Source organism: Lactobacillus sp. wkB10 (genome assembly GCF_000760615.1).
GTDB classification, from domain to species: domain Bacteria; phylum Bacillota; class Bacilli; order Lactobacillales; family Lactobacillaceae; genus Lactobacillus; species Lactobacillus huangpiensis.
Genome location: NZ_JRJB01000001.1, coordinates 19053 through 38172, shown reverse-complemented (window position 1 = coordinate 38172; position 19120 = coordinate 19053). Strand labels below are relative to the sequence as shown.

General features: G+C 35.2%; 18 protein-coding genes. 3 read left to right on the top strand and 15 right to left on the bottom strand.

Annotated features, from left to right (window positions below):
* Positions 1-29: 29 nt before the first annotated feature.
* Both LACWKB10_RS00220 and LACWKB10_RS00215 read right to left on the bottom strand, forming a co-directional pair.
* Positions 30-2699 (bottom strand): calcium-translocating P-type ATPase, PMCA-type, encoded by a 2670-nt coding sequence (locus tag LACWKB10_RS00220; RefSeq protein WP_034977162.1) that lies wholly within the window; start codon positions 2697-2699, stop codon positions 30-32.
* 250 nt (positions 2700-2949) lie between these two features.
* A complete protein-coding gene (locus LACWKB10_RS00215; RefSeq protein WP_034977160.1) occupies positions 2950-5352 on the bottom strand; it encodes a phosphoketolase family protein in 2403 nt (800 codons plus the stop codon).
* A 287-nt stretch (positions 5353-5639) separates the two neighbouring features.
* Here LACWKB10_RS00215 and LACWKB10_RS00210 point away from each other — a divergent pair, with 287 nt between their 5' ends.
* On the top strand, positions 5640-6404 hold the full coding sequence (locus LACWKB10_RS00210) for a DeoR/GlpR family DNA-binding transcription regulator (RefSeq protein WP_034977158.1): 765 nt from the start codon (positions 5640-5642) through the stop codon (positions 6402-6404).
* 50 nt (positions 6405-6454) lie between these two features.
* Positions 6455-6778 carry a bacteriocin immunity protein gene (locus LACWKB10_RS00205; protein WP_081945306.1) on the top strand — a complete coding sequence of 108 codons (324 nt, stop codon included), beginning with the start codon at positions 6455-6457 and terminating at the stop codon, positions 6776-6778.
* 54 nt (positions 6779-6832) lie between these two features.
* Here the strand turns inward: LACWKB10_RS00205 and LACWKB10_RS00200 are convergent, their stop codons facing one another.
* The 6 genes from LACWKB10_RS00200 to LACWKB10_RS00175 form a co-directional block, all read right to left on the bottom strand.
* Positions 6833-7558 (bottom strand): GntR family transcriptional regulator, encoded by a 726-nt coding sequence (locus LACWKB10_RS00200; RefSeq protein ID WP_034977153.1) that lies wholly within the window; start codon positions 7556-7558, stop codon positions 6833-6835.
* Between the two features lie 8 nt (positions 7559-7566).
* Complete coding sequence (locus LACWKB10_RS00195) at positions 7567-8490, bottom strand: nucleoside hydrolase (protein WP_034977151.1); 924 nt, start codon at positions 8488-8490, stop codon at positions 7567-7569.
* Between the two features lie 160 nt (positions 8491-8650).
* Positions 8651-9343, bottom strand: a complete 693-nt coding sequence (gene rpiA, locus LACWKB10_RS00190) for a ribose-5-phosphate isomerase RpiA (protein ID WP_034977147.1) — start codon at positions 9341-9343, stop codon at positions 8651-8653.
* A 115-nt stretch (positions 9344-9458) separates the two neighbouring features.
* Positions 9459-9929, bottom strand: a complete 471-nt coding sequence (locus LACWKB10_RS00185) for a DNA starvation/stationary phase protection protein (protein ID WP_034977145.1) — start codon at positions 9927-9929, stop codon at positions 9459-9461.
* Positions 9930-10085: 156 nt separating this feature from the next.
* A complete protein-coding gene (celB, locus tag LACWKB10_RS00180) occupies positions 10086-11450 on the bottom strand; it encodes a PTS cellobiose transporter subunit IIC (RefSeq protein ID WP_034977143.1) in 1365 nt (454 codons plus the stop codon).
* Between the two features lie 79 nt (positions 11451-11529).
* Positions 11530-12030 (bottom strand): hypothetical protein, encoded by a 501-nt coding sequence (locus LACWKB10_RS00175; RefSeq protein WP_034977140.1) that lies wholly within the window; start codon positions 12028-12030, stop codon positions 11530-11532.
* Positions 12031-12181: 151 nt separating this feature from the next.
* Between LACWKB10_RS00175 and LACWKB10_RS00170 the strand changes: the two genes are divergently transcribed.
* Positions 12182-13627 carry a 6-phospho-beta-glucosidase gene (locus LACWKB10_RS00170; RefSeq protein WP_034977137.1) on the top strand — a complete coding sequence of 482 codons (1446 nt, stop codon included), beginning with the start codon at positions 12182-12184 and terminating at the stop codon, positions 13625-13627.
* A 211-nt stretch (positions 13628-13838) separates the two neighbouring features.
* On the opposite strand, the gene LACWKB10_RS00165 is transcribed toward LACWKB10_RS00170, so the two are convergent.
* The 7 genes from LACWKB10_RS00165 to LACWKB10_RS00130 all read right to left on the bottom strand — a co-directional run bounded on the left by LACWKB10_RS00165 (position 13839) and on the right by LACWKB10_RS00130 (position 19118).
* Positions 13839-14780: an aldo/keto reductase gene (locus tag LACWKB10_RS00165; RefSeq protein WP_034977133.1), complete on the bottom strand. Its 942-nt coding sequence runs from the start codon at positions 14778-14780 to the stop codon at positions 13839-13841.
* Between the two features lie 191 nt (positions 14781-14971).
* Complete coding sequence (locus LACWKB10_RS00160; RefSeq protein ID WP_034977130.1) at positions 14972-15346, bottom strand: PTS lactose/cellobiose transporter subunit IIA; 375 nt, start codon at positions 15344-15346, stop codon at positions 14972-14974.
* Between the two features lie 10 nt (positions 15347-15356).
* The gene (locus LACWKB10_RS00155) at positions 15357-15692 is read right to left on the bottom strand and encodes a PTS sugar transporter subunit IIB (protein ID WP_034977128.1); all 336 of its coding nucleotides are present in this window, start codon (positions 15690-15692) and stop codon (positions 15357-15359) included.
* Between the two features lie 254 nt (positions 15693-15946).
* Entirely contained in the window at positions 15947-16174 is a 228-nt protein-coding gene (locus tag LACWKB10_RS00150; protein WP_034977125.1) for a hypothetical protein, read from the bottom strand.
* Between the two features lie 424 nt (positions 16175-16598).
* Positions 16599-17012: a PTS sugar transporter subunit IIA gene (locus tag LACWKB10_RS00140; RefSeq protein WP_034977120.1), complete on the bottom strand. Its 414-nt coding sequence runs from the start codon at positions 17010-17012 to the stop codon at positions 16599-16601.
* A 15-nt stretch (positions 17013-17027) separates the two neighbouring features.
* The gene (locus tag LACWKB10_RS00135; protein ID WP_034977116.1) at positions 17028-18023 is read right to left on the bottom strand and encodes an SIS domain-containing protein; all 996 of its coding nucleotides are present in this window, start codon (positions 18021-18023) and stop codon (positions 17028-17030) included.
* 27 nt (positions 18024-18050) lie between these two features.
* Positions 18051-19118: an SIS domain-containing protein gene (locus tag LACWKB10_RS00130; RefSeq protein ID WP_034977112.1), complete on the bottom strand. Its 1068-nt coding sequence runs from the start codon at positions 19116-19118 to the stop codon at positions 18051-18053.
* Between the last annotated feature and the right edge of the window lie 2 nt (positions 19119-19120).

Below are 19120 nucleotides of genomic sequence, written 5' to 3'. Positions count from 1 at the left end.
TCTGTCGAAAAAGTGTTCGTTTCACTTTTTTATTTTTTACCGGAGAGACGCTGAAATCCCTTCACAATTTCTACTATTAAAATCATACAAATTCCAGCTCCCAAAACTATTAACCATTGTGTTGAATTTAATTCCGTGACATCAAAGAACTTTGTCATAAATGGTAATTCAACTGCTGCCATGACAATAGCTGATATCAAGATTGCCCAATTAAACCACTTATTAGCAAATGTCCTCTTAGAAAAAATTGATTGGTGAATATACTTAGAATTAAAGGCATGAAATAGTTGAATAAGTCCTAATGTAAGAAAGGCCATTGTTAGAGCATCAGCGTGTTGCAGATTGGCATTACCCATGTGAGGGCCAAAGTTTAAGCCTAGTTGATAAGTAGTTAAAACAATGACACCTTCGAGTATTCCTTGGTAAACAATTGAGCTGGCAACGCCACCGCTAAAGAAGTTTGATTTCTTACCCCGAGGCATACGCTTCATAATACCTTTTTCAACTGGTTCAAGTCCCAAGGCAATAGCTGGTAAAGTATCTGTCACCAAGTTAATCCACAGCAATTGCACCGGAGCTAAAATATCCCAACCCAGCATGGTCATCATAAATACTGTTAAAACTTCCCCGACATTACAACTCATGAGGTAAAGAATGGCTTTTTGAATATTGCTAAAGACCTTGCGTCCTTGTTTAACTGCTTCAACAATAGTTGCAAAGTTGTCATCAGCTAAAACCATGTCGCTAGCACCCTTTGACACTTCTGTACCAGTGATGCCCATACCAATTCCAATATCAGCTTGCTTTAAACTAGGTGCGTCATTAACTCCGTCTCCTGTCATAGCTACAATTTTGCCTTGGGCTTGCCACGCTTTAACGATACGAACTTTGTGTTCTGGTGAAACCCTGGCATAAACATCAAAATCAGCTACATGCTTTTCCAGATATTCATCACTAAATTCATCCAGCTGTGCACCAGTAACTACCCGCTCATCTTGGCCAGGCTTCAAAATACCCAGTCTTTCTGCAATTGCCTGAGCAGTAACTTGAAAGTCACCTGTAATCATAACTGTTCTAATACCGGCACTGTGAGCTTCTTTAATAGCCTCTTTTGCTTCAGGGCGCTCTGGGTCTATCATCCCCACCAAGCCAACAAAAATCAAGTTCTGCTCAACATTATCAGTTGTAGGATCATCATATAATTGTTCAACTGTTTTATAGGCTAACCCCAAAACTCTTAACGCATTTTTAGCCATATTTTGATTTGAAAGCATAATTTCATCTTTTTGCTTCTCAGTGATCTCACTGACTTTACCATCAAGTTCAATCTGCGTTACTCGTTTAAGCAGTTGATCTGGAGCTCCTTTAACTGCTACAAAATATTGTCCATTGTTCTCATTAATAGTACTCATTAATTTACGACCGGAATCAAATGGCACTTCCTGGAGTCTCTTATGATTTGCAAGCAAATTATGCACATCAATTTTTTGATCAAGCGCATACTGAACCAATGCAGTTTCAGTTGGATCACCCAACAATTGATTATTATCGTCAAGTTTTGAATCATTAGCTAAAACCATTGCCATTAAAGCATGATTATCAGTAGTGATTCTATTGGAAGAATTATGAACCTGGTTATCATAATAAACCTGTTCAACTGTCATTTTATTTTGAGTTAATGTGCCTGTTTTATCAGAGCAGATAATATCTGTTGCTCCTAAAGTTTCCACTGCTGGCAACTTACGCACAATCGAATTGTGCTTAGCCATTATCTGAGTACCAAGAGCCAAAATAATGGTTACAATTGCAGGCAAACCCTCCGGTATTGCAGCAACAGCAAGTGAAACTGCCACCAAGAACATATCAATTGCTAATTTATCTGTAGGCTCTGTTCCCTTTTTAGTAAAAAAGCCTACAACAAAGACTACAGCACAGATCAGCAGAATCATAATAGTTAGCGTTTTACCAAGCTGATTTAGATTACGCTTTAATGGCGTATCCGTTTCATCAGTGTTGTTAAGCATTGTCGCAATCTTTCCGACTTCAGTATTCATACCTGTTTCAGTGACAATGCCTTCACCGCGACCGTAAGTAACATTAGTATTAGCAAATGCCATATTATCTTGATCTGCTAGTGCTACTTTTTCTTCATTAATAGGTTCACTAGTTTTGTCAACCGGAACCGACTCGCCGGTTAAAGCTGATTCTTCAATTTTGAGACTTTTGGTAAGAGTCAAACGCAAATCTGCCGGTACAACATCACCCGCTTCAAGTAACACAAGATCCCCAGGTACTAATTCCGTACTTGGTATTTCTACAATTTGGCCATCACGACGTACATGGGCGTTAGGAGTAGCCATTTTCTTTAAAGCATTAATTGCCTCCTCAGAACGTGTTTCTTGAAAAACGCCTAATACTGCGTTCAAAATGACCACAATCATGATTATTGCCGCATCTGTCCATTCTTGAGCTACAAAGCCTGAAAGCAACGCTGCAACTATCAAAACAATAATCATAAAATCCTTAAACTGGGCTAAAAAACGTTGCCAAATGCTGATTTTCTTTTTGCTCGTCAAACTATTAGAGCCATATTTTGTACGCAATTCTTCTATTTGGTTTACGCTTAATCCTTGACTTGATGATGTTTCTAACTCTTGAGCTACATCTTCAATCTTTTGATTGTAAAAATTCTGGGGCATTGTTACCTCCTAATAACAAAAAAGAGACTTATATGTATAACACACACAAGTCTCACTATTTAAGATAAGTCCAGAAGTATTTCTTCGGGTGTTGGGCTTATCGCAAGTAATTGCTGTTACTCCCTTATGATGATTCTTATTATAAATAAAATTATTGTTTTTAACAAGAATAAGGCTAATTAAATTAACCGAATAAAAAGCAAAAACATAGCTTCACTTATTAAGAAACTATGTTTTTAACTAACAATATTTACTTGAGACCTGTCCATTTCCATTCAGTAACTTCAGGCATATCTTTACCATTATCACGAATGTATTGGTGGTGTTTTGCAAGCAATCTGTCCATTTCTGCCACAAAGCCGGCACTCTTTTCAGCGTAACGAGGAACACTTAAAATGGCATCCTTTGCTAAATGGAATCTATCAAGTTCGTTAACCACCCTCATATCAAACGGTGTAGTAATATCTCCTTCTTCTTCATAACAATGAATATGAACATTGCCACGCTTGCGACCAAACCAAATGGATTGCATCATTGCCTTATAGCCATGCCATGCAAAGATTACTGGCACATCGCTTGGGAATAATTCAGCAAATTCTTCATCAGAAATTGCTTCTGGGTTATCCTTAGTATTCATCAATTTCATAACGTCAATTACGTTAATATAACGAATCTTGAGATCAGGGAAATTCTTATGCAAAATGTCAATTGCAGCAAGAGATTCCATTGTCGGCTCCGTTTCAGTTGAAGCAAATACAACATCAGGCTTAGCATTTTGGTCAGTCGATGCCCAATCAATGTATGATAAGCCGTGGTTTGCAATACGAGTTGCTTCATCAATTGAGAACCATTGAGGTCTTTCCTGCTTTGAAGTAACCAAAATGTTGATGCATTCACGATCGCTGAAAGCTTTTTGTGAAATAGCGAGTAATGAATTAGTATCAGCTGGTAAATACTCATGAACTAAATCTGGACGATTCTTTTCATACATGTGAGTCAAGACACCCGGGTCTTGGTGAGTATAACCATTATGATCTTGTTGGAAGACAGTTGAAGTTGCAATGAAGTTTAATGATGGATAATCCTTACGCCAATATTGTTCCTTAGCTTTTCTTAACCATTTCATGTGTTGAGTCAGCATTGAATCTACAACACGACCAAATGACTCATAAGTAGCAAAGAAACCATGACGACCTGATAAAACGTAACCCTCAAGCCAGCCTTCGGCTTGGTGTTCTGATAATTGAGAATCAATTAAACGACCACTTGGTGCCAAGTTTTCATCATTAGGTGTATGAACGGAGCTTTCCCATTGCCGTTTTTGTTCATCAATAAACTTAAATAAGCGGTTAGACTTAGACTCATCTGGTCCAAAACCCCGGAAAGTATTTGGATTTAGTTCAGCAATTTCGTTCAAATATTTAGCCCATTCCGTCATGTCTTCAGCTTCAATAGAACCTGGTTGATCAAATTTTAAGGCATACTTACGGTAATCAGGCAAACTAAGACGCTTAGCTTTCTCTCCACCTGCATTAGTGATTGGGTTCATGGCCATTCTGCTATCGCCAGTAACATTATCAGCCGTGACTATTTCAGTTGGAACGCCATTTTCATCGAATAACTCTTCCGGTTTATAACTCTTAAGCCAATCAACCAGCATATCTTTATGTTCCATGTCATCTTGAGCGACTGGAATTGGAATCTGATGAGCCCTAAATGAGTTTTCAATTGGATTACCATCAAGATCCTTCTTTGGACCTGTCCAACCCTTTGGTACACGGAAAATGATCATTGGCCAATGCGGCAAAGTTTCATCATTATTCTCACGAGCATTCTTTTGAATAGCCTTAATTTCTTCAATCACGGTATCCATCAATTTAGCCATTTCTTCATGAATCTGCATGTGGTCTTTATAGCCATCAAACTCGCCGCCATTGTATGCAGAAATAATATAAGGATGCCAGCCCATGCCTTCAAAATACTTGGTCAATTCTTCATCTGACATTCTGGATACAATAGTCGGATTTGAAATCTTGAAACCATTAATTTGCAAGATTGGTAAAACTGCCCCATCTTTGATAGGGTTAATAAACTTATCACTAAACCAGCTAGCTGCAAGAGGACCTGTTTCAGCCTCGCCATCACCAATTTCAACAGCCGCAATTACGTCAGGATTATCTAAAATTGCACCTGTGCCATGAGAAAGAGAATAACCTAGTTCTCCACCTTCGTGCATCGAACCAGGGGTTTCAGGTGCAGCATGTGAAGCAGACCCGCCAGGGAAGCTGAAACGTTTAAAGAGCTTGGCCATCCCTTTTTCATCTTGTTGAATTTCAGGATAAAGTTCACTATAAGAACCATCAAGGTATGAATTAGATACCATAACCTGACCGCCATGACCTGAACCTTCAATATAGAACATATTTAGGCCATATTTTTTGATAACTCTATTTAAATGAGCATAAATAAAGTTTTGTGGTGAAATAGTACCCCAGTGACCAATTGGTTTAGGCTTAACTTCACTTGCTTTCAAATCATGTTTTAATAATGGGTTACTCATTAAGAAAAGCTGACCTACAGATAGATAATTTGCTGCACGCCAGTGAGCATCAACACTTTTGAGAAATTCTTTTGAGTCGTAATCAACTGCCATTTTTATTCTCCCTTTTTATTATTTGCTAAAATTCATTTGATAAACATATTATAGCAAGTTTTTGTCAAAGTTCAACCATTTTGAAAATTGGTTCGTTCCAATTTCTAAAAAATAAGTGTTTAGTTATTGCCGAGTAGATAAGTAATACTATTATTATGGTATTTTTTATTTACAGATCAGCATATTTATGTTCAAATACTGATAAATACTTATTTTTTAAATTAAATACTGAAAAAGTGATTAAACAATATTTATTCTAGTGCTAAATTAGGCACAGGAGAGGTAAAATGACACAAGAAGAACGCCTGCGACAAATTAAGCAAATGCTTAATAAAGAAAATCATTTGAGTACTCGCAAGTTAGCTGATTATTTCAAAATTTCTTTTGATACAGCTAGACGAGATGTAGTTCGTTTAACTGCAACTGGACAAGCAATTCGTGTTCATGGTGGATTAGTAGCGATAGACCGTAGTGATGTACCCAACTTCCTCATGAGAAGTCAAATAGATTCACCAGTTAAAACTAAAATGGCAAAAATGGCTCAAAGATTTATCCATCCTAACCAGTGTGACTTTATTGGTCCATCAACCACTTTAAAGAAATTATGTGAATTAATTTGTGGTACTGACTTGCAAATCGTTACTAACTCAATTGATAATTCATTAGCTCTGATGCAATCTAAATTACCTAATGTAAGACTTCTTGGAGGCAAAATAGATAAGGAAGACAGATTTAATTACTCTGTTGATTCACTTGAACTTCTGCAAAAAATAAGTTTTAATACTGCTTTTGTTGGCACATCAAATGTTAGAAGCGATGGTATCTATTCAGCAAAAATGAGTGATTCAGAATTAATCAAGATCGCATGTTCAAGAGCTAAGCAAGTGGTTGTAATCGCAGAAAAATATAAATTTAATAGTCAAAATACTTCTCCTTACATGTCAATTCCACTTAATAAGATTGACGTTTTAATCACAGATTTGCCTTTATCTGAAAATTTCCAAAAAAATTTTTCACCAAAGACACAAATTATTTCGATATTGAGGAAGTGAGGTTATGAACAACTTTTTTTGATAGCTTATTTTCTAAAAAAAAGCAACTAATCGAAGAAGTTTATATAGATTTAGATCAGTTTTATAGGAGTTTCTACTCTAATATATATAATGAATTGAATATTAATAAATATAAGCAAATTCGTGATGCTATTGGTATGGTAATGCGTAAGTTTGACAGTCACGATCACCCATTAGATTATGCTGGTAAATTAGTATTGTATATTGAAGCTTGTGTCGCACTTCAGCATTTGCATTTAACGACCTTGCAGCAAAAACTTTTACATGATTTAGGTGAAAAAACTAAAAACATTAACTTAAATTTTGTTTATACTGGACGGATCACGGATATGCAACAATTTAGAAATGTTTGATTTTCTTTTTTAAATAGAATGTATCCCAAAAAAGCAGGCTTAAGCCTGCTTTTTCTATTTATTCAAATTAACAAATGTATTGAATTTCATATATTGATAATGAATTCGCATTGTAGAAACTTCAAATGGAGTTCCATCATCCAAAAAGAAGATACCTTCCATTACTCCCACTGGTTCACTCTTTTTTAAATTAAGGCGAGATTGGTCTTCATCATTTGAAGGCTCAACCGTAATATTCAGAAACGCTTTGGTAACGACTTTATTTTGCGAATCTTCTAGGTAATTAAAAAGTGATTTTTTCAAGTGTTCAGGTTTTAACTCAGGAACAATTTTAATAGGCACATAGCCTGTTTCAATTAAAAATGGTTGTTCATCTAGAAAGCGCAGCCTTTTAAACTCATAAACAAAGTCATTTTCTTTAAGGAATAAGTCTTGTGCTATCCCTTTCGGAGTCTTGATTACGCTAAAAGAAAGCAATTTGATTCCCTGCTTTTTACCAGGAACCTTCAAACTATCAGTCAAACCTAGGTTAGACCCTTCATAACGAAACAAAGATTGATTTTTTAAATATAAAGGGTTAATAAATGTTCCGCTGCCTCTTTTTTTAAAGACAATACCTTGTTGAGAAAGCATCTCCATCGCCCTTTTCATTGAGGAACGACTTACTTGATAGTGTTCAGCTAGACTACGCTCGTCTGGAAGGCGCATCCCCTCATATTTGTTATCTAGAATATTTTGTTTGATATCACGCATCACAGTACGATAAACGAAATCTGCCATTATCTACCTCAATTATTTATATTCCTGATGGAAGAAACTAACCATTCTGAAAATTGAACTCGGTCAACTTTTATACCAACTTGAACATTTGCCGGTTTATTGAAAAAGTTATTAAAATCAATCAGCGAAGCACCATAGGCACTTGGACTTTTGGTATCTACTATGACATAAGCTGGCTTAAAAGCAAACATTTCGGGCTTTACCAACATACCAGCTGCCAGTGCATCGTAAACTTCACGGCCATTGGTTTCAGTATGATCATGTAAATTGCTCATAATATGATAGAGCATATCTCCCGTTCTGCCCGATTGCTTAATTTGATCCAAAACATCTGGAGTTACATATGCTTGATGTCCTAATTCGAGTGGTGCTAATAAAATTTTTATGCCACTTGAAAAAACAATCTGTGCTGCTTCAGGATCGCCCGCAACATTATATTCTGCATAAGGCCCCCAATTGCCGCGACCAATTGCACCACCCATAATTACCAGTTGCTCAATTTTAGGCAAATCTTCTGGAAATTGTCTAAAGTAAAGCGCAAAATCTGTTGCTGGTCCAATTTGCATTAACGTTACTTTTTCAGCACTGCCAGCAACAACTTCATGAATTGCCTCTGCAGCTATACCTGGTTTTAATAAGTTGTGATTGGGCGCAGGAAAGTCAAATCCAGCCAGTCCACTCTTTCCGTGAACATCTGAGGCATCGATTTGATCTCGCAGTAAAGGTCTGACAGCACCACTTACAACGGGGACAGTGGTTTTTAAAAATGTTTCCAATTTTAAAGTATTGTCCAGAGTATTTTTCAATGGTACATTGCCCCAAGTTGCTGCTATCAATTTAACATCAAATTCAGGAGCAAATAAGGCAACGGTAATTGCAACAACGTCGTCAATTCCGGGATCTGTACTAATTATCAATGGTTTTTTTAACATAAGTATCCTCTTTTTAAAAATGGTTATAAAACAATAATACCAAATTTAGCTACTCGTTGCTGTAAAAATAAAAAGAGCTGGCATTGAAATAAGCCCCGAAAGTTAGAAAACTATTTGGGACTTATTTCACTCATAGTTATGTTTCAAGCTAACTTAAAAGCTACTTTTTTCGATCTTCGATCTTGCCATTAGAATGTGCAATAAATGCCTCATCGCACATCCCAAGAAAAAGCCCATGTTCTACCACGCCTACGGTATGATCCAAATAATCAGCTAAACCATTGGGAACTGGAATAGGATCAATATTCAAATCGATAATAAAATTGCCATAATGAGTTACAAAGCGTTCATTTCCTGACATGCGCCACTGCGGATTTAAGCCTTCGGATTGAAAAAGTTTAAAATTTTGTTCACACGAAACAGGTAAAACCTCAACAGGCAAAGCAAAGCCGCTTAAACGGTCAACTACTTTAGATTCGTCTACAATCCAAATTATTTTGCGAGAATTTATTGCAACATTTTTTTCCATGGTCAAAGCGCCACCGCCGCCTTTAATACCATCAAAGTTAGCTGCTAACCTGTCTGCGCCATCGATTGTCAAATCAAGTTGATCTACTGCATTCAAGTCATCAACATGAAAACCGTAGCTTTCCATTTGCTTCTTGCTTCTGCTTGAAGTTGTTACCACAGCATCAAGGTCAAGTCCTTCTTCTTTTTTTCTTCTGCCTAATTCATCAATTAAAAATGCTACTGTCGAACCAGTGCCTACTCCCAGTTTCATTCCTGATTTGACTAATTCAGCAGCTTTTACGGCAGCCTGTTTTTTTAACTTATCCTGCTCTTCTTTATCCATAATTCATGCTTTCTAAAACTATATTATTAATTGTCAATTCAAATTAATTATAGCAAAAGTAAGATAAAAAGAAGATACAAAAAAGCAGTCAAGACTGCTTTTACACTTCACTTAATTATTCTGGATCAATTTCAGGAGCCTTGTTAATTTCGCCTGACATCATCCAAATTCTCTTTTCTACATCAGTGTGGAAACCAGTTAACATATCATTAGTTGAATAGTCTCCTTCTTCATCACTGACTTTAATGCCTTCTTCATAGAGTTGATCAAGGTAATGGTAATCTTCAATAATTTTTGCATAACGTTCATCTATTGTTTCGTTCCAATTGCCCTTTTCATCAGGAATCTTAGTTTTAGCTGCTATTTCACCTAAGGTTGAAACTGGAGAACCATCAAGAGTAATTAAACGTTCAGAAACTTGATCCAGTTGGTCAGCTAATTCGTCCATTACCTTATCTAAATATGGATGTAATTTCAAAAAACGATTACCACGCATGTACCAGTGATGTTGATGAACCACCATGTGTAGTTGGGTCAAATCAGCAACTAATTGGTTTAAAACTTCTTTAGTCTTTGGATATTTCATATAAAAGTGCCTCCAAAATCTATTAACATTGTTACACTTTTATTATAGCCAGTAAGCGCTATTAATACTAAAATATTGTTTAGCATTTTTTACTCCTACTATAATCTATAATAAAAAAATCTGCCTTTACCAGACAGATTTTAAATAATCTATTTTTTATGCAACATCTGGGGTTGCATTGTTCTTCTCTTTCTTTAGAGTGACATTGTCATAATGCTTAATAAACGGATACCAGATTAGAAATGCAACTATTGCACATATAATTGCGAGAATCCCTCCTTGCCAACTTGTCGTAGCTAAGTAGCCACCAATACCAACTGGTGTTGGCCAAGGCTGTTGTACTCTAATGACCGGAACTATCCTTGCCGCAATAGCTAAATAAGCTACCAGACCGGAAGCCATTGGAGCACAAATAAACGGCACAAATAAGTCAATATTATACACAATTGGCAACCCGAACAGAATTGGTTCGTTTATATTGAAAATTGCTGGTACAATTTCAACTTTACCTAATTCTTTTAACTGTGTTGAACGTGCTCTTAATACCAGCCAGATAGCAACACCTAACGTGGCACCTGAACCACCAATTGTAACAAACGCATTTAAAATTTCACCAGCAAAAACATGGTGAGTACCTTGATTAACATTTGCCTGCATATTAGCTAAAACTATTGGTGAATAAAAGGAGCTAATAATTGTTGCGCCATGAATTCCAAACCACCATAAAAAGTGAATTAAAAAGAGTATGATCAGGAATCCCCACCAAGTATCTGCAATATTGCTGATGAAAGAAAACGGGATAAATAACACATTGAATAAATCAGTTCCTGCCAAAACTAAGGCCATATTAATTGCCGACATCACTACAGCAACACAAAAACCAGGTATCATGGCACTAAATGAGTTTGCCACTCCTGATGGGACTGAATCTGGCATTTTTATTTGCCAGTTGTGCTTAATTGTAAAGCGATAAATCTGAACGGTTATCCACGCAACCACTAATCCAATAAAAATACCTACAGCACCTATACGATAAATACCAGTTAATGGACCTGCTTGGTATCCGCCAGCAACCATTTTGTCTTTAGTAAATATGGTTATAAATTCTACTCTGCCATTTTTCCAAACTAATTCAGCTACGGTAATAAAGAACCCCATTAAGAACATCATCAAGCCATCTATAGGTATCAAGTTTAAATGTTCTTCATCACGGTAAATTTTTGTATAAGAGTAAGCAAAAGTACCAGAGAAAACTAGTGCGATGATGCCCATAGTAGCATTATAAACAGACTGAAACAGATTAGTAAGACGACCTATTGTTCCCGCATACCAAGTAGCAAACCCGGGAGCGGGAATTGCTTGCGGCAATACAGTCAAAATTAAGAAAATGGACCCAATTATCGAAAATGAAATAACGCTATAACCCGCATCCATAATCGACCTTACAAATCTTGTGGCAGCAAATTTACCGGCCACTTCAGCAATTCGATCTTTTATTGGTTTTTGATTTGGTTCAGCCATAAAATATACTCCTTTCAAATAGTAATACATAATCAATTACTATTAACAAATATTGTAAGCGTATTCAAATAAAATGCAACTATTTGTCTTTTATTGCAGTTTCGATTGCATTTAAATATTTATCTTTTCCAATAATAATGTTATGTATTCTACGTTCACAGAAATAAGCTAACAAAATGCCAGCTAATAAAATAGCAATCATAAAATAACTTGAACTTGTACTGGTTATAAAAGGGAAGATTTGCAATTTAAAAGGTAAAAACAGACAAACGATCAGAAAAGTATTAGCAACAATTTGTATCCAAAAATAAATTCTTGTAATTGGTACATCACTCTTGTGGTTGTACATTTTTGTTAACTGTTCTATAGCAGCAATGCTGGAGAAGAGAGTTAGTATACCAGATAAAATTATCCCTAAGAGTTTTTTATATTGAACTAAAATTAACAGCCAAAAAAGGTTAGCAAACAAAAAAATGACAACACAATAACGGACCATTAGATAACGGCTAAAATAAAGATATTTGATCTTATCATTATGCTTTTTACGTTCAACTTTATTTTTCTCTGAAGAACTATTCATTTTAAGCTTCATTCCTTTACTATATTATATTAACAAGTATAGTCTAAATTAATCAAATAATGATAATAATTGTACGCCTTGAACTATAGGTAATAATTGTTATAAAATATATCTGTTAACGCTATCACAATTAACTAAAAAGGAGATAAAAATGTATTCAGCAAAAATGCCAGATGGATTTTTATGGGGAGGAGCCGTTGCTGCTCATCAGTTAGAAGGTGCTTGGAACGAAGATGGCAAAGGAATGTCAGTTGCTGACGTCATGACAGTAGGTTCTGCTTCTAAGCCACGCGAAATCACTGATGGAATTATTGCAGGCAAAAATTATCCTAACCATAGTGCAATAGACTTTTATCATCACTATAAAGAAGATATAAAATTAATGGCAGAAATGGGTTTTAAAGCCTTCAGAACCTCCATAGCCTGGACTAGAATTTTTCCCAACGGTGATGATGAACAGCCAAACGAAGCCGGTTTAAAATTTTATGATGACTTGTTCGATACTTGCCATCACTACGGCATTGAGCCAGTAATTACTTTATCTCACTTTGAAATACCATTTAATTTAGTTAAGAAATACCACGGCTTTACTAACCGCAAATTAATTGATTTCTTTGTTCGCTTTGCTACAGTTTGCTTCAAACGGTATCAAAGTAAAGTAAAATATTGGATGACATTTAATGAGATCGATAACCAGTCTGCATACAATGATGACTTTTTAATGGCTACAAATTCGGGAATTATTCTCAAGAAAATGACTGACAAAGAAAAAGAAGCTGCAATGTATCAAGCAGCTCATTATGAACTAGTTGCCTCTGCCTTAGCTGTTAAAGTTGGACATAAGATTAACCCAGATTTTCAAATTGGTTGTATGATTAACTATTCTCCAGTAAGACCCTTGACCCCTTCATCTGCTGATATGCTTTTAGCGGACAAGTTTGAGCAACGGCGCGACTGGTTTTCAGACGTTCATGTTTTTGGTGAATATCCGAAAGAAGTTGAAGCATATATTGAACGAAACGGCTATCGTCCTGATATTACTGACGAAGACAGAATTGTACTCAGGGAAGGTACAGTAGACTATGTTGGCTTCAGCTACTATCAAACAACAACTGTATCAGCCCAAAATGTAAAAGCTGATGAATTAAGTGACTTATCTAAAGCAAAAGCTGTCAATCCAACTTTGGAAAAAAGTGATTGGGGTTGGGAAATTGATCCAGCTGGCTTAAGAATTGCTTTAAACCACTTAACTGACCGCTATCATAAGCCTTTATTCATCGTTGAAAATGGTCTGGGTGCTTACGACAAAGTTGAAAAAGATGGATCTATTCATGATGATTACAGAGTAGATTACTTAAGAAAGCACATTTCTGAAATGGAAAAAGCAGTTGAAATTGACGGTGTTGACTTAATGGGTTACCTGCCATGGGGCCCAATTGACTTGGTATCCGCTGGAACGGGCCAAATGGATAAGCGTTATGGATTTATCTATGTAGACAAAAATGATACTGGTGAAGGCACTTTGAAGCGCTCACGCAAAGATTCATTTGATTGGTATAAAAAAGTTATTAGTTCAAATGGTCTTGATTTAGATTAATCTCGTAACTTTAAAAAATTGGTATTTTTTAAAAAAAGCAAATTTAATACACGGCACTTGTATAAGTGCCGTGTTTTTCTTATTCAAATATCAAAAACATGCTTAAAAAGCCGATACACTTTTTCTAAATTCAAGTGATAAGTTATTTCTAATCTTTAACACAAAAAAGGCTCTAAGCTTTTTTAATTAGCTTAAAGCCTTTTTTTGTTTTTTAGAAGTTGCTAAATAATTGATCTATTTGCTGATATTCATCTGTCGTCAAATTAACATGCAAAGCAGCTGCATTGCTTTTAACTTGATCAGCGTTACGAGCACCAGGAATTACAACACTAATTGCTGGATTTGCCATATACCAAGCTAATACGGTTTGTGTAACCGTTGCTTGATGATCAGCAGCAATTTTTCGTATTCCATCAATCCCTTTCATAGCATCTTCATACTGCTCTTCACTGAAATCTCCCAATAATTGCCCACCATCACTATTTTTAAACTTTTCCCAGTCTTTTAGATAGTATTTTCCTGTTAAAAGTCCTGATGCTAATGGGAAGAAAGGTACAAAGGAAATATTATTTTCCTGTAAGTACTTTAATTCCTCTTTAACTGGAGCTTGGTGAACTAGGCTGAACTGGTCTTCAACAATATCAACTTTGCCATTTTTATTTGCTTCTTTAATCTGATCTAAAGAAAAATTGGAAACGCCGATTGCTCTTATTTTGCCTGCTTTTCGTATTTCATCTAAAGTTTCAATTACTTCATCTTTTGGCGTATCCTTGTCTGGAAAATGAATATAAAAAATATCAATATAATCAGTTTTTAACCTTAACAAGGCTTCATCGACTGCTTTTTTAATAAACTCAGGACTATTATTGATAGCCATATCATGAGACTTATCTTGGGCAGCCTTAGTAGCAATTACTACTTTTGAACGATCATAGTCTTGCAGCACATCACCAATAATTTCTTCAGATCTTCCATGACCATATACATAAGCTGTATCGAAAAAATTAATTCCTTGTTTTAAAGCTTCTCTTAAAAGATCATAGCCATCTTGTTCATCTAAATTCTGAAATAAGTTATGTCCACCAACTTTGTTAGTTCCTAAACCTAACGGAGTAGTATAAACGTCACTTTTACCAATTTTTATTTGTTTCATGTTGATTCTCTCCTAAATAAATGACTTGAGAGGCTCAAGGCAATAGCTTTGTAATTTATACATATAAGAAAAAAGCAGACCATATTTCATTAAAGCTAAATCAATTATGACAATTTAATGTTTTTAGCTATGGAATTTATAAAAAATCACCAATTTAAACTGACTGAGATACCACAGTCATTAGTTTTTAATTACTTATTCTCAGTTTCTTTCTTCAACGCATCTGCTTTAAAAAGTTTTTCATAGAGATCTACCATTTCTCCCGCCAAATCCCTAAAGGTTATTGCATTCATCAAATGATCTTGTGAATGGACTACCAGAAGGGTAACCTTTGTATGATCTCCTTGAGCTTCTTTTGTTAACATCCCTGTTTGAGAATTATGTGCTTCGTTCAAAGATTGATCTGATTCTTTCAATTTAGCACGTGCACCTGCAATGTCACCCTTTTTCGCGAGACGAATAGCTTCAAATGCAAGGCTTTTAGCGTTACCACCATTGGCAATAAGTCCCATGGCTGCTTCTAAAGTTTCTTGTTCTTTTTGTTCAGGTGTTTCCTTTTCAGACATCGTAATCCCCTTATCCGTTAATTAAGTCTTCTGCTTGTTGTAAAACCTTTTTACCATCCATCATGCCATAAGCACGCATATCAATAACTCCAAGAGGAATGTCCTTACCTTCTTTTCCTTGACCTTGGACTTTATTCTTAAAGTCATCTTCCATATAACGAATTTGAGGTCCAAGCAACACACAGTCGGGATGATCTTGTTCAATGTGTTGTGAAGCTTCTGAAGCTGGACACGCAAAAATATGTGCGTCAATACCCTGATCCTTCGCAGCTTGCTGCATCTTAGTAACTAACAAAGATGTACTCATTCCAGCACTGCAGTTAAGCATAATAGTTTGTTCTGCCATAATAATACTTTCCTCCTAAAATGTATCCTAATATTAATATCTTCTATTATAGCACGTTTAAAATAGCGCTTACTAATATATCCATTAATTTTTACATTATTCGAAATTTATAATTACATCTAATTTTTTCTAATTAAAAATAAATATTCGTGGTTATGCACTACTTTGCTTACCACGAATATTAATATAATATAGTCTAAATGTATCTTTTAAAAATTTACATAATAATTGCCTATGGTCTTTTAAAAAATCAATTAAAATCCTCTAAAAGTCATAATAATTCCAGCAATACCAATAATTAGTAAAGCCAAACCAATAATTAAAGATGTCCACATTGCAAGTGGCATAAATCCATTATTGGTACCTTTATGCAAAATTCCACGGATATAAACGACACTATTAACTATTTGATAAGACCCTAAGGCCATCATAATCACAGCAACGATCATTAAAAAAGCTGCGCTTGTTAAAAAGTTTGTCATTTTAACACCCTCTTTTAAATTAACTTACTATATTATAAATCAATTTTACCACCTTTTGAAATTAAGGTGGGGAAAATTTATCATATTTTTTTAACTTTAAATTTAAAAATGATAAAACACACAAATAAATCCGCCAACTAATAGTATTATCCCAAAAATGAAAGCAAAAATAATTGCAAAAAGCGAGAACCCGTTATTTGTACCATTCTGCAAAATTTTCTTAGCATATTTGTAACTGCTAATTATTTCAAAGACAGCCAATACAATTAAAACTATGCCTATTATTTTCTGAAATACTATACTATTGAAAAAGCTTCTCATTACAACCGCCTTCTTCGATATTAAAAAAGCCCTTTCATTTTAGTTTTTCCTATTATAAGTCTTTTAATAAAAAAAGTATAGCATCTCTGCTATACTCTTTTATTTAGAATTCTTCATCTGCTGTCCCAGAATCAATATCTTGGTAGTGATAAACTCCAGTTTTACCTGCCTCTAAAGTAGCAGAAAGCAACTCCTCTGTTTCTAACTGATTACGATTGATGAATAGTTCTAACAGCATTGGAATATTAACACCTGTAATAATTTCTATTTCAGGATTACTCTTAAGCAAGCTGACCAGCGTATTAAAAGGAGTTCCTCCCTTTAGATCTGTTAAACAAAAAACTGTTCCTTTAAGATCGCTAATTTTCCCACTTATTTCTGCCTTTAATTGTTCTAAAGATTCGCCTTCTGTGAAACTCACGGTATGACAGTTTTCTTGTTTACCACAAATCATTTCTGCTGACTTTAATAATTCAGGTGCTGAATTACCATGTGTACAAATAATTACTCCAACCATATAATCACACTAAAACTAATAATCTAAGCAGCGGTAATAACGGCGTATATCCATCGGGTGACGGTTAATATGCTCAATATGAACATCAATTCTGTTATTAATAGCATGGAAGACAAACGGCGACAAGGTGCCACGATATTTTTCAGAAAAACCCGGCAGATCATAATCTTTAGAGTCTATAATTGTATAATTACCGCAGATTTCAGGTAAAAATTTGGCAACACGTTCACTTAATGGCCGTTGACTGTCTTCACCGACATAGACGGTAACTGGAGTATCACGATCAACAATTTCAAACATTCCATGGAAAAATTCTGCAGCTTCCACTGCGCGAGTCCTAATCCAGTGTTGTTCTTCCCAATAGCACATTGCATATGAATAAGTTGCACCCCATTGATTGCCGGCACCAACAAAATAGTGAATTTCATCGTCATGATGCTTTTCAGCAAACTCTTGAGCAAATTTATCTGCATTTTCTTCAATGTCAGCAATGTCTTTTGCAAAATGTTGATCCATTTCTTGATAAAATTCATCATAATCTGGAAATTCGCCATTCAAATACATTAAGCGGTCTCCGACCATAAAGAATTTTAACTGCTCATTTTCAGGATAAGAAATACAATAAGTTAGCATTGAAGCTAATTTAGCGTGCGGGTCATCCATAAAACCTAAAATTATTGCACCAACTTGGTTTAATTTTTTAACTGCATCAATCATTTCTTTAGTATTTCCAGTAACTGAGGAAATCACCACTAACGTCTTATCGGTAATACGTTTATTTCCAGTTACATTATATTCAGCAGCATTTTGATAAAAAGTTTCTAAAGCACTTTTTTCCTTCATGTGGATATTAGCCTGCATCCCCGAAGCATAGGTACCACCGATTCCTAACCAGCAAATATTGGTTATGCCTTTTTTAAATAGTGGATCAATCACATCGTTAATTTGACTCCGCAGTTTAAGAGCACCAGTCATACTATCAATTAATTTTTGTTTATTAAACTTACGCATTTTTCTTCCTCTTTTTTTAAAATTATTCTATATTTTTGAAGCTGTTATCTGATCAAAATCTGGGTATGCAGAATGTTGCAAATCTATCTTCTTCACTTGTGATAACTTATAGGCCAGCAAGTGAATCGGTACAGTCATAAATAAAGAAGTTAAAAGCTCGTTTGTTGTGATACCTAGACTGAGGTCGTTAGCTGCTTCACTTTGATCTTTACCAGGATAAATTGTATATACATTTTTAACATGCTTATTTAAGAACCGCTTTAAAAGATCCATTCTATCGTGAAGCTTTCCCATCGGGTCTAAACAAATGATAAAGTCATCCGCGTTCAGTCCCAGATAAGGACCGTGCATGTATTCTTCCAGTTCTTTTCCCCACGAATTAATTCTGACCGCTTCAGTTGTTTTAGTTTCACCTTCACGGCTAACACCATAAGTTGCACCGTAGCCAATAAAAACTAATCTTTTTGCTGTGGTAAATTTACTAATATTATTTTCAACCCAGTTGCTTGCACTATTAATTGCTTCAGGCATCTTAAGGACTATATTTTTTATTTCAGACAAAAGTTTCGTAAATTCTACAAACGAAATTTTGCCTGTTTTTTGTGCAATTAACATAGCTAATAACATTAAATCTAAAATTTCTACGCTATACCCAGCACTGACATATGGCATTTCTTCAATAGGCATACCCATATCTAAAACGTGATGACAAACTTTTCCAACTGGACTATCAAGTTCACTTGTTAAAGCAAAAACTGTATTACCGGCATCTTGTAATCGCTGAATAATTTTTACTACAGAATAGCTGTGACCGCCTTGAGATATCGCAATACATAAAGAATTTTGACTAACATGAAGCAAGTAATTTTCAGCTATAGAAGGCTCTTCAATTTTTACTGGCATTTTTAAAATATTGCTCATGAATGGCAATGCACCATATGCGGCATTAGAACTGGAACCTGTTGCATAAATGACAATATTATCAAAATTTTTATTTAATTGAGTCATTTTATTGCTGAACAAGTCAGAATAGTTTTGCAAAACCGCTTCATAGTATTTTGGTTCTAAGTGGACATAATCTTCTATACTTTTCACAA

Coding starts and splice junctions, on each gene's coding strand:
- LACWKB10_RS00140 (WP_034977120.1), bottom strand. CDS start 17,012: ATGGTTGGAGTAATTATTTGTACACATGGTAATTCAGCACCTGAATTA.
- rpiA (WP_034977147.1), bottom strand. CDS start 9,343: ATGGATAAAGAAGAGCAGGATAAGTTAAAAAAACAGGCTGCCGTAAAA.
- LACWKB10_RS00210 (WP_034977158.1), top strand. CDS start 5,640: ATGACACAAGAAGAACGCCTGCGACAAATTAAGCAAATGCTTAATAAA.
- LACWKB10_RS00215 (WP_034977160.1), bottom strand. CDS start 5,352: ATGGCAGTTGATTACGACTCAAAAGAATTTCTCAAAAGTGTTGATGCT.
- LACWKB10_RS00135 (WP_034977116.1), bottom strand. CDS start 18,023: ATGCGTAAGTTTAATAAACAAAAATTAATTGATAGTATGACTGGTGCT.
- LACWKB10_RS00185 (WP_034977145.1), bottom strand. CDS start 9,929: ATGAAATATCCAAAGACTAAAGAAGTTTTAAACCAATTAGTTGCTGAT.
- LACWKB10_RS00200 (WP_034977153.1), bottom strand. CDS start 7,558: ATGGCAGATTTCGTTTATCGTACTGTGATGCGTGATATCAAACAAAAT.
- LACWKB10_RS00170 (WP_034977137.1), top strand. CDS start 12,182: ATGTATTCAGCAAAAATGCCAGATGGATTTTTATGGGGAGGAGCCGTT.
- LACWKB10_RS00220 (WP_034977162.1), bottom strand. CDS start 2,699: ATGCCCCAGAATTTTTACAATCAAAAGATTGAAGATGTAGCTCAAGAG.
- LACWKB10_RS00160 (WP_034977130.1), bottom strand. CDS start 15,346: ATGTCTGAAAAGGAAACACCTGAACAAAAAGAACAAGAAACTTTAGAA.
- LACWKB10_RS00155 (WP_034977128.1), bottom strand. CDS start 15,692: ATGGCAGAACAAACTATTATGCTTAACTGCAGTGCTGGAATGAGTACA.
- LACWKB10_RS00175 (WP_034977140.1), bottom strand. CDS start 12,030: ATGAATAGTTCTTCAGAGAAAAATAAAGTTGAACGTAAAAAGCATAAT.
- celB (WP_034977143.1), bottom strand. CDS start 11,450: ATGGCTGAACCAAATCAAAAACCAATAAAAGATCGAATTGCTGAAGTG.
- LACWKB10_RS00150 (WP_034977125.1), bottom strand. CDS start 16,174: ATGACAAACTTTTTAACAAGCGCAGCTTTTTTAATGATCGTTGCTGTG.
- LACWKB10_RS00195 (WP_034977151.1), bottom strand. CDS start 8,490: ATGTTAAAAAAACCATTGATAATTAGTACAGATCCCGGAATTGACGAC.
- LACWKB10_RS00165 (WP_034977133.1), bottom strand. CDS start 14,780: ATGAAACAAATAAAAATTGGTAAAAGTGACGTTTATACTACTCCGTTA.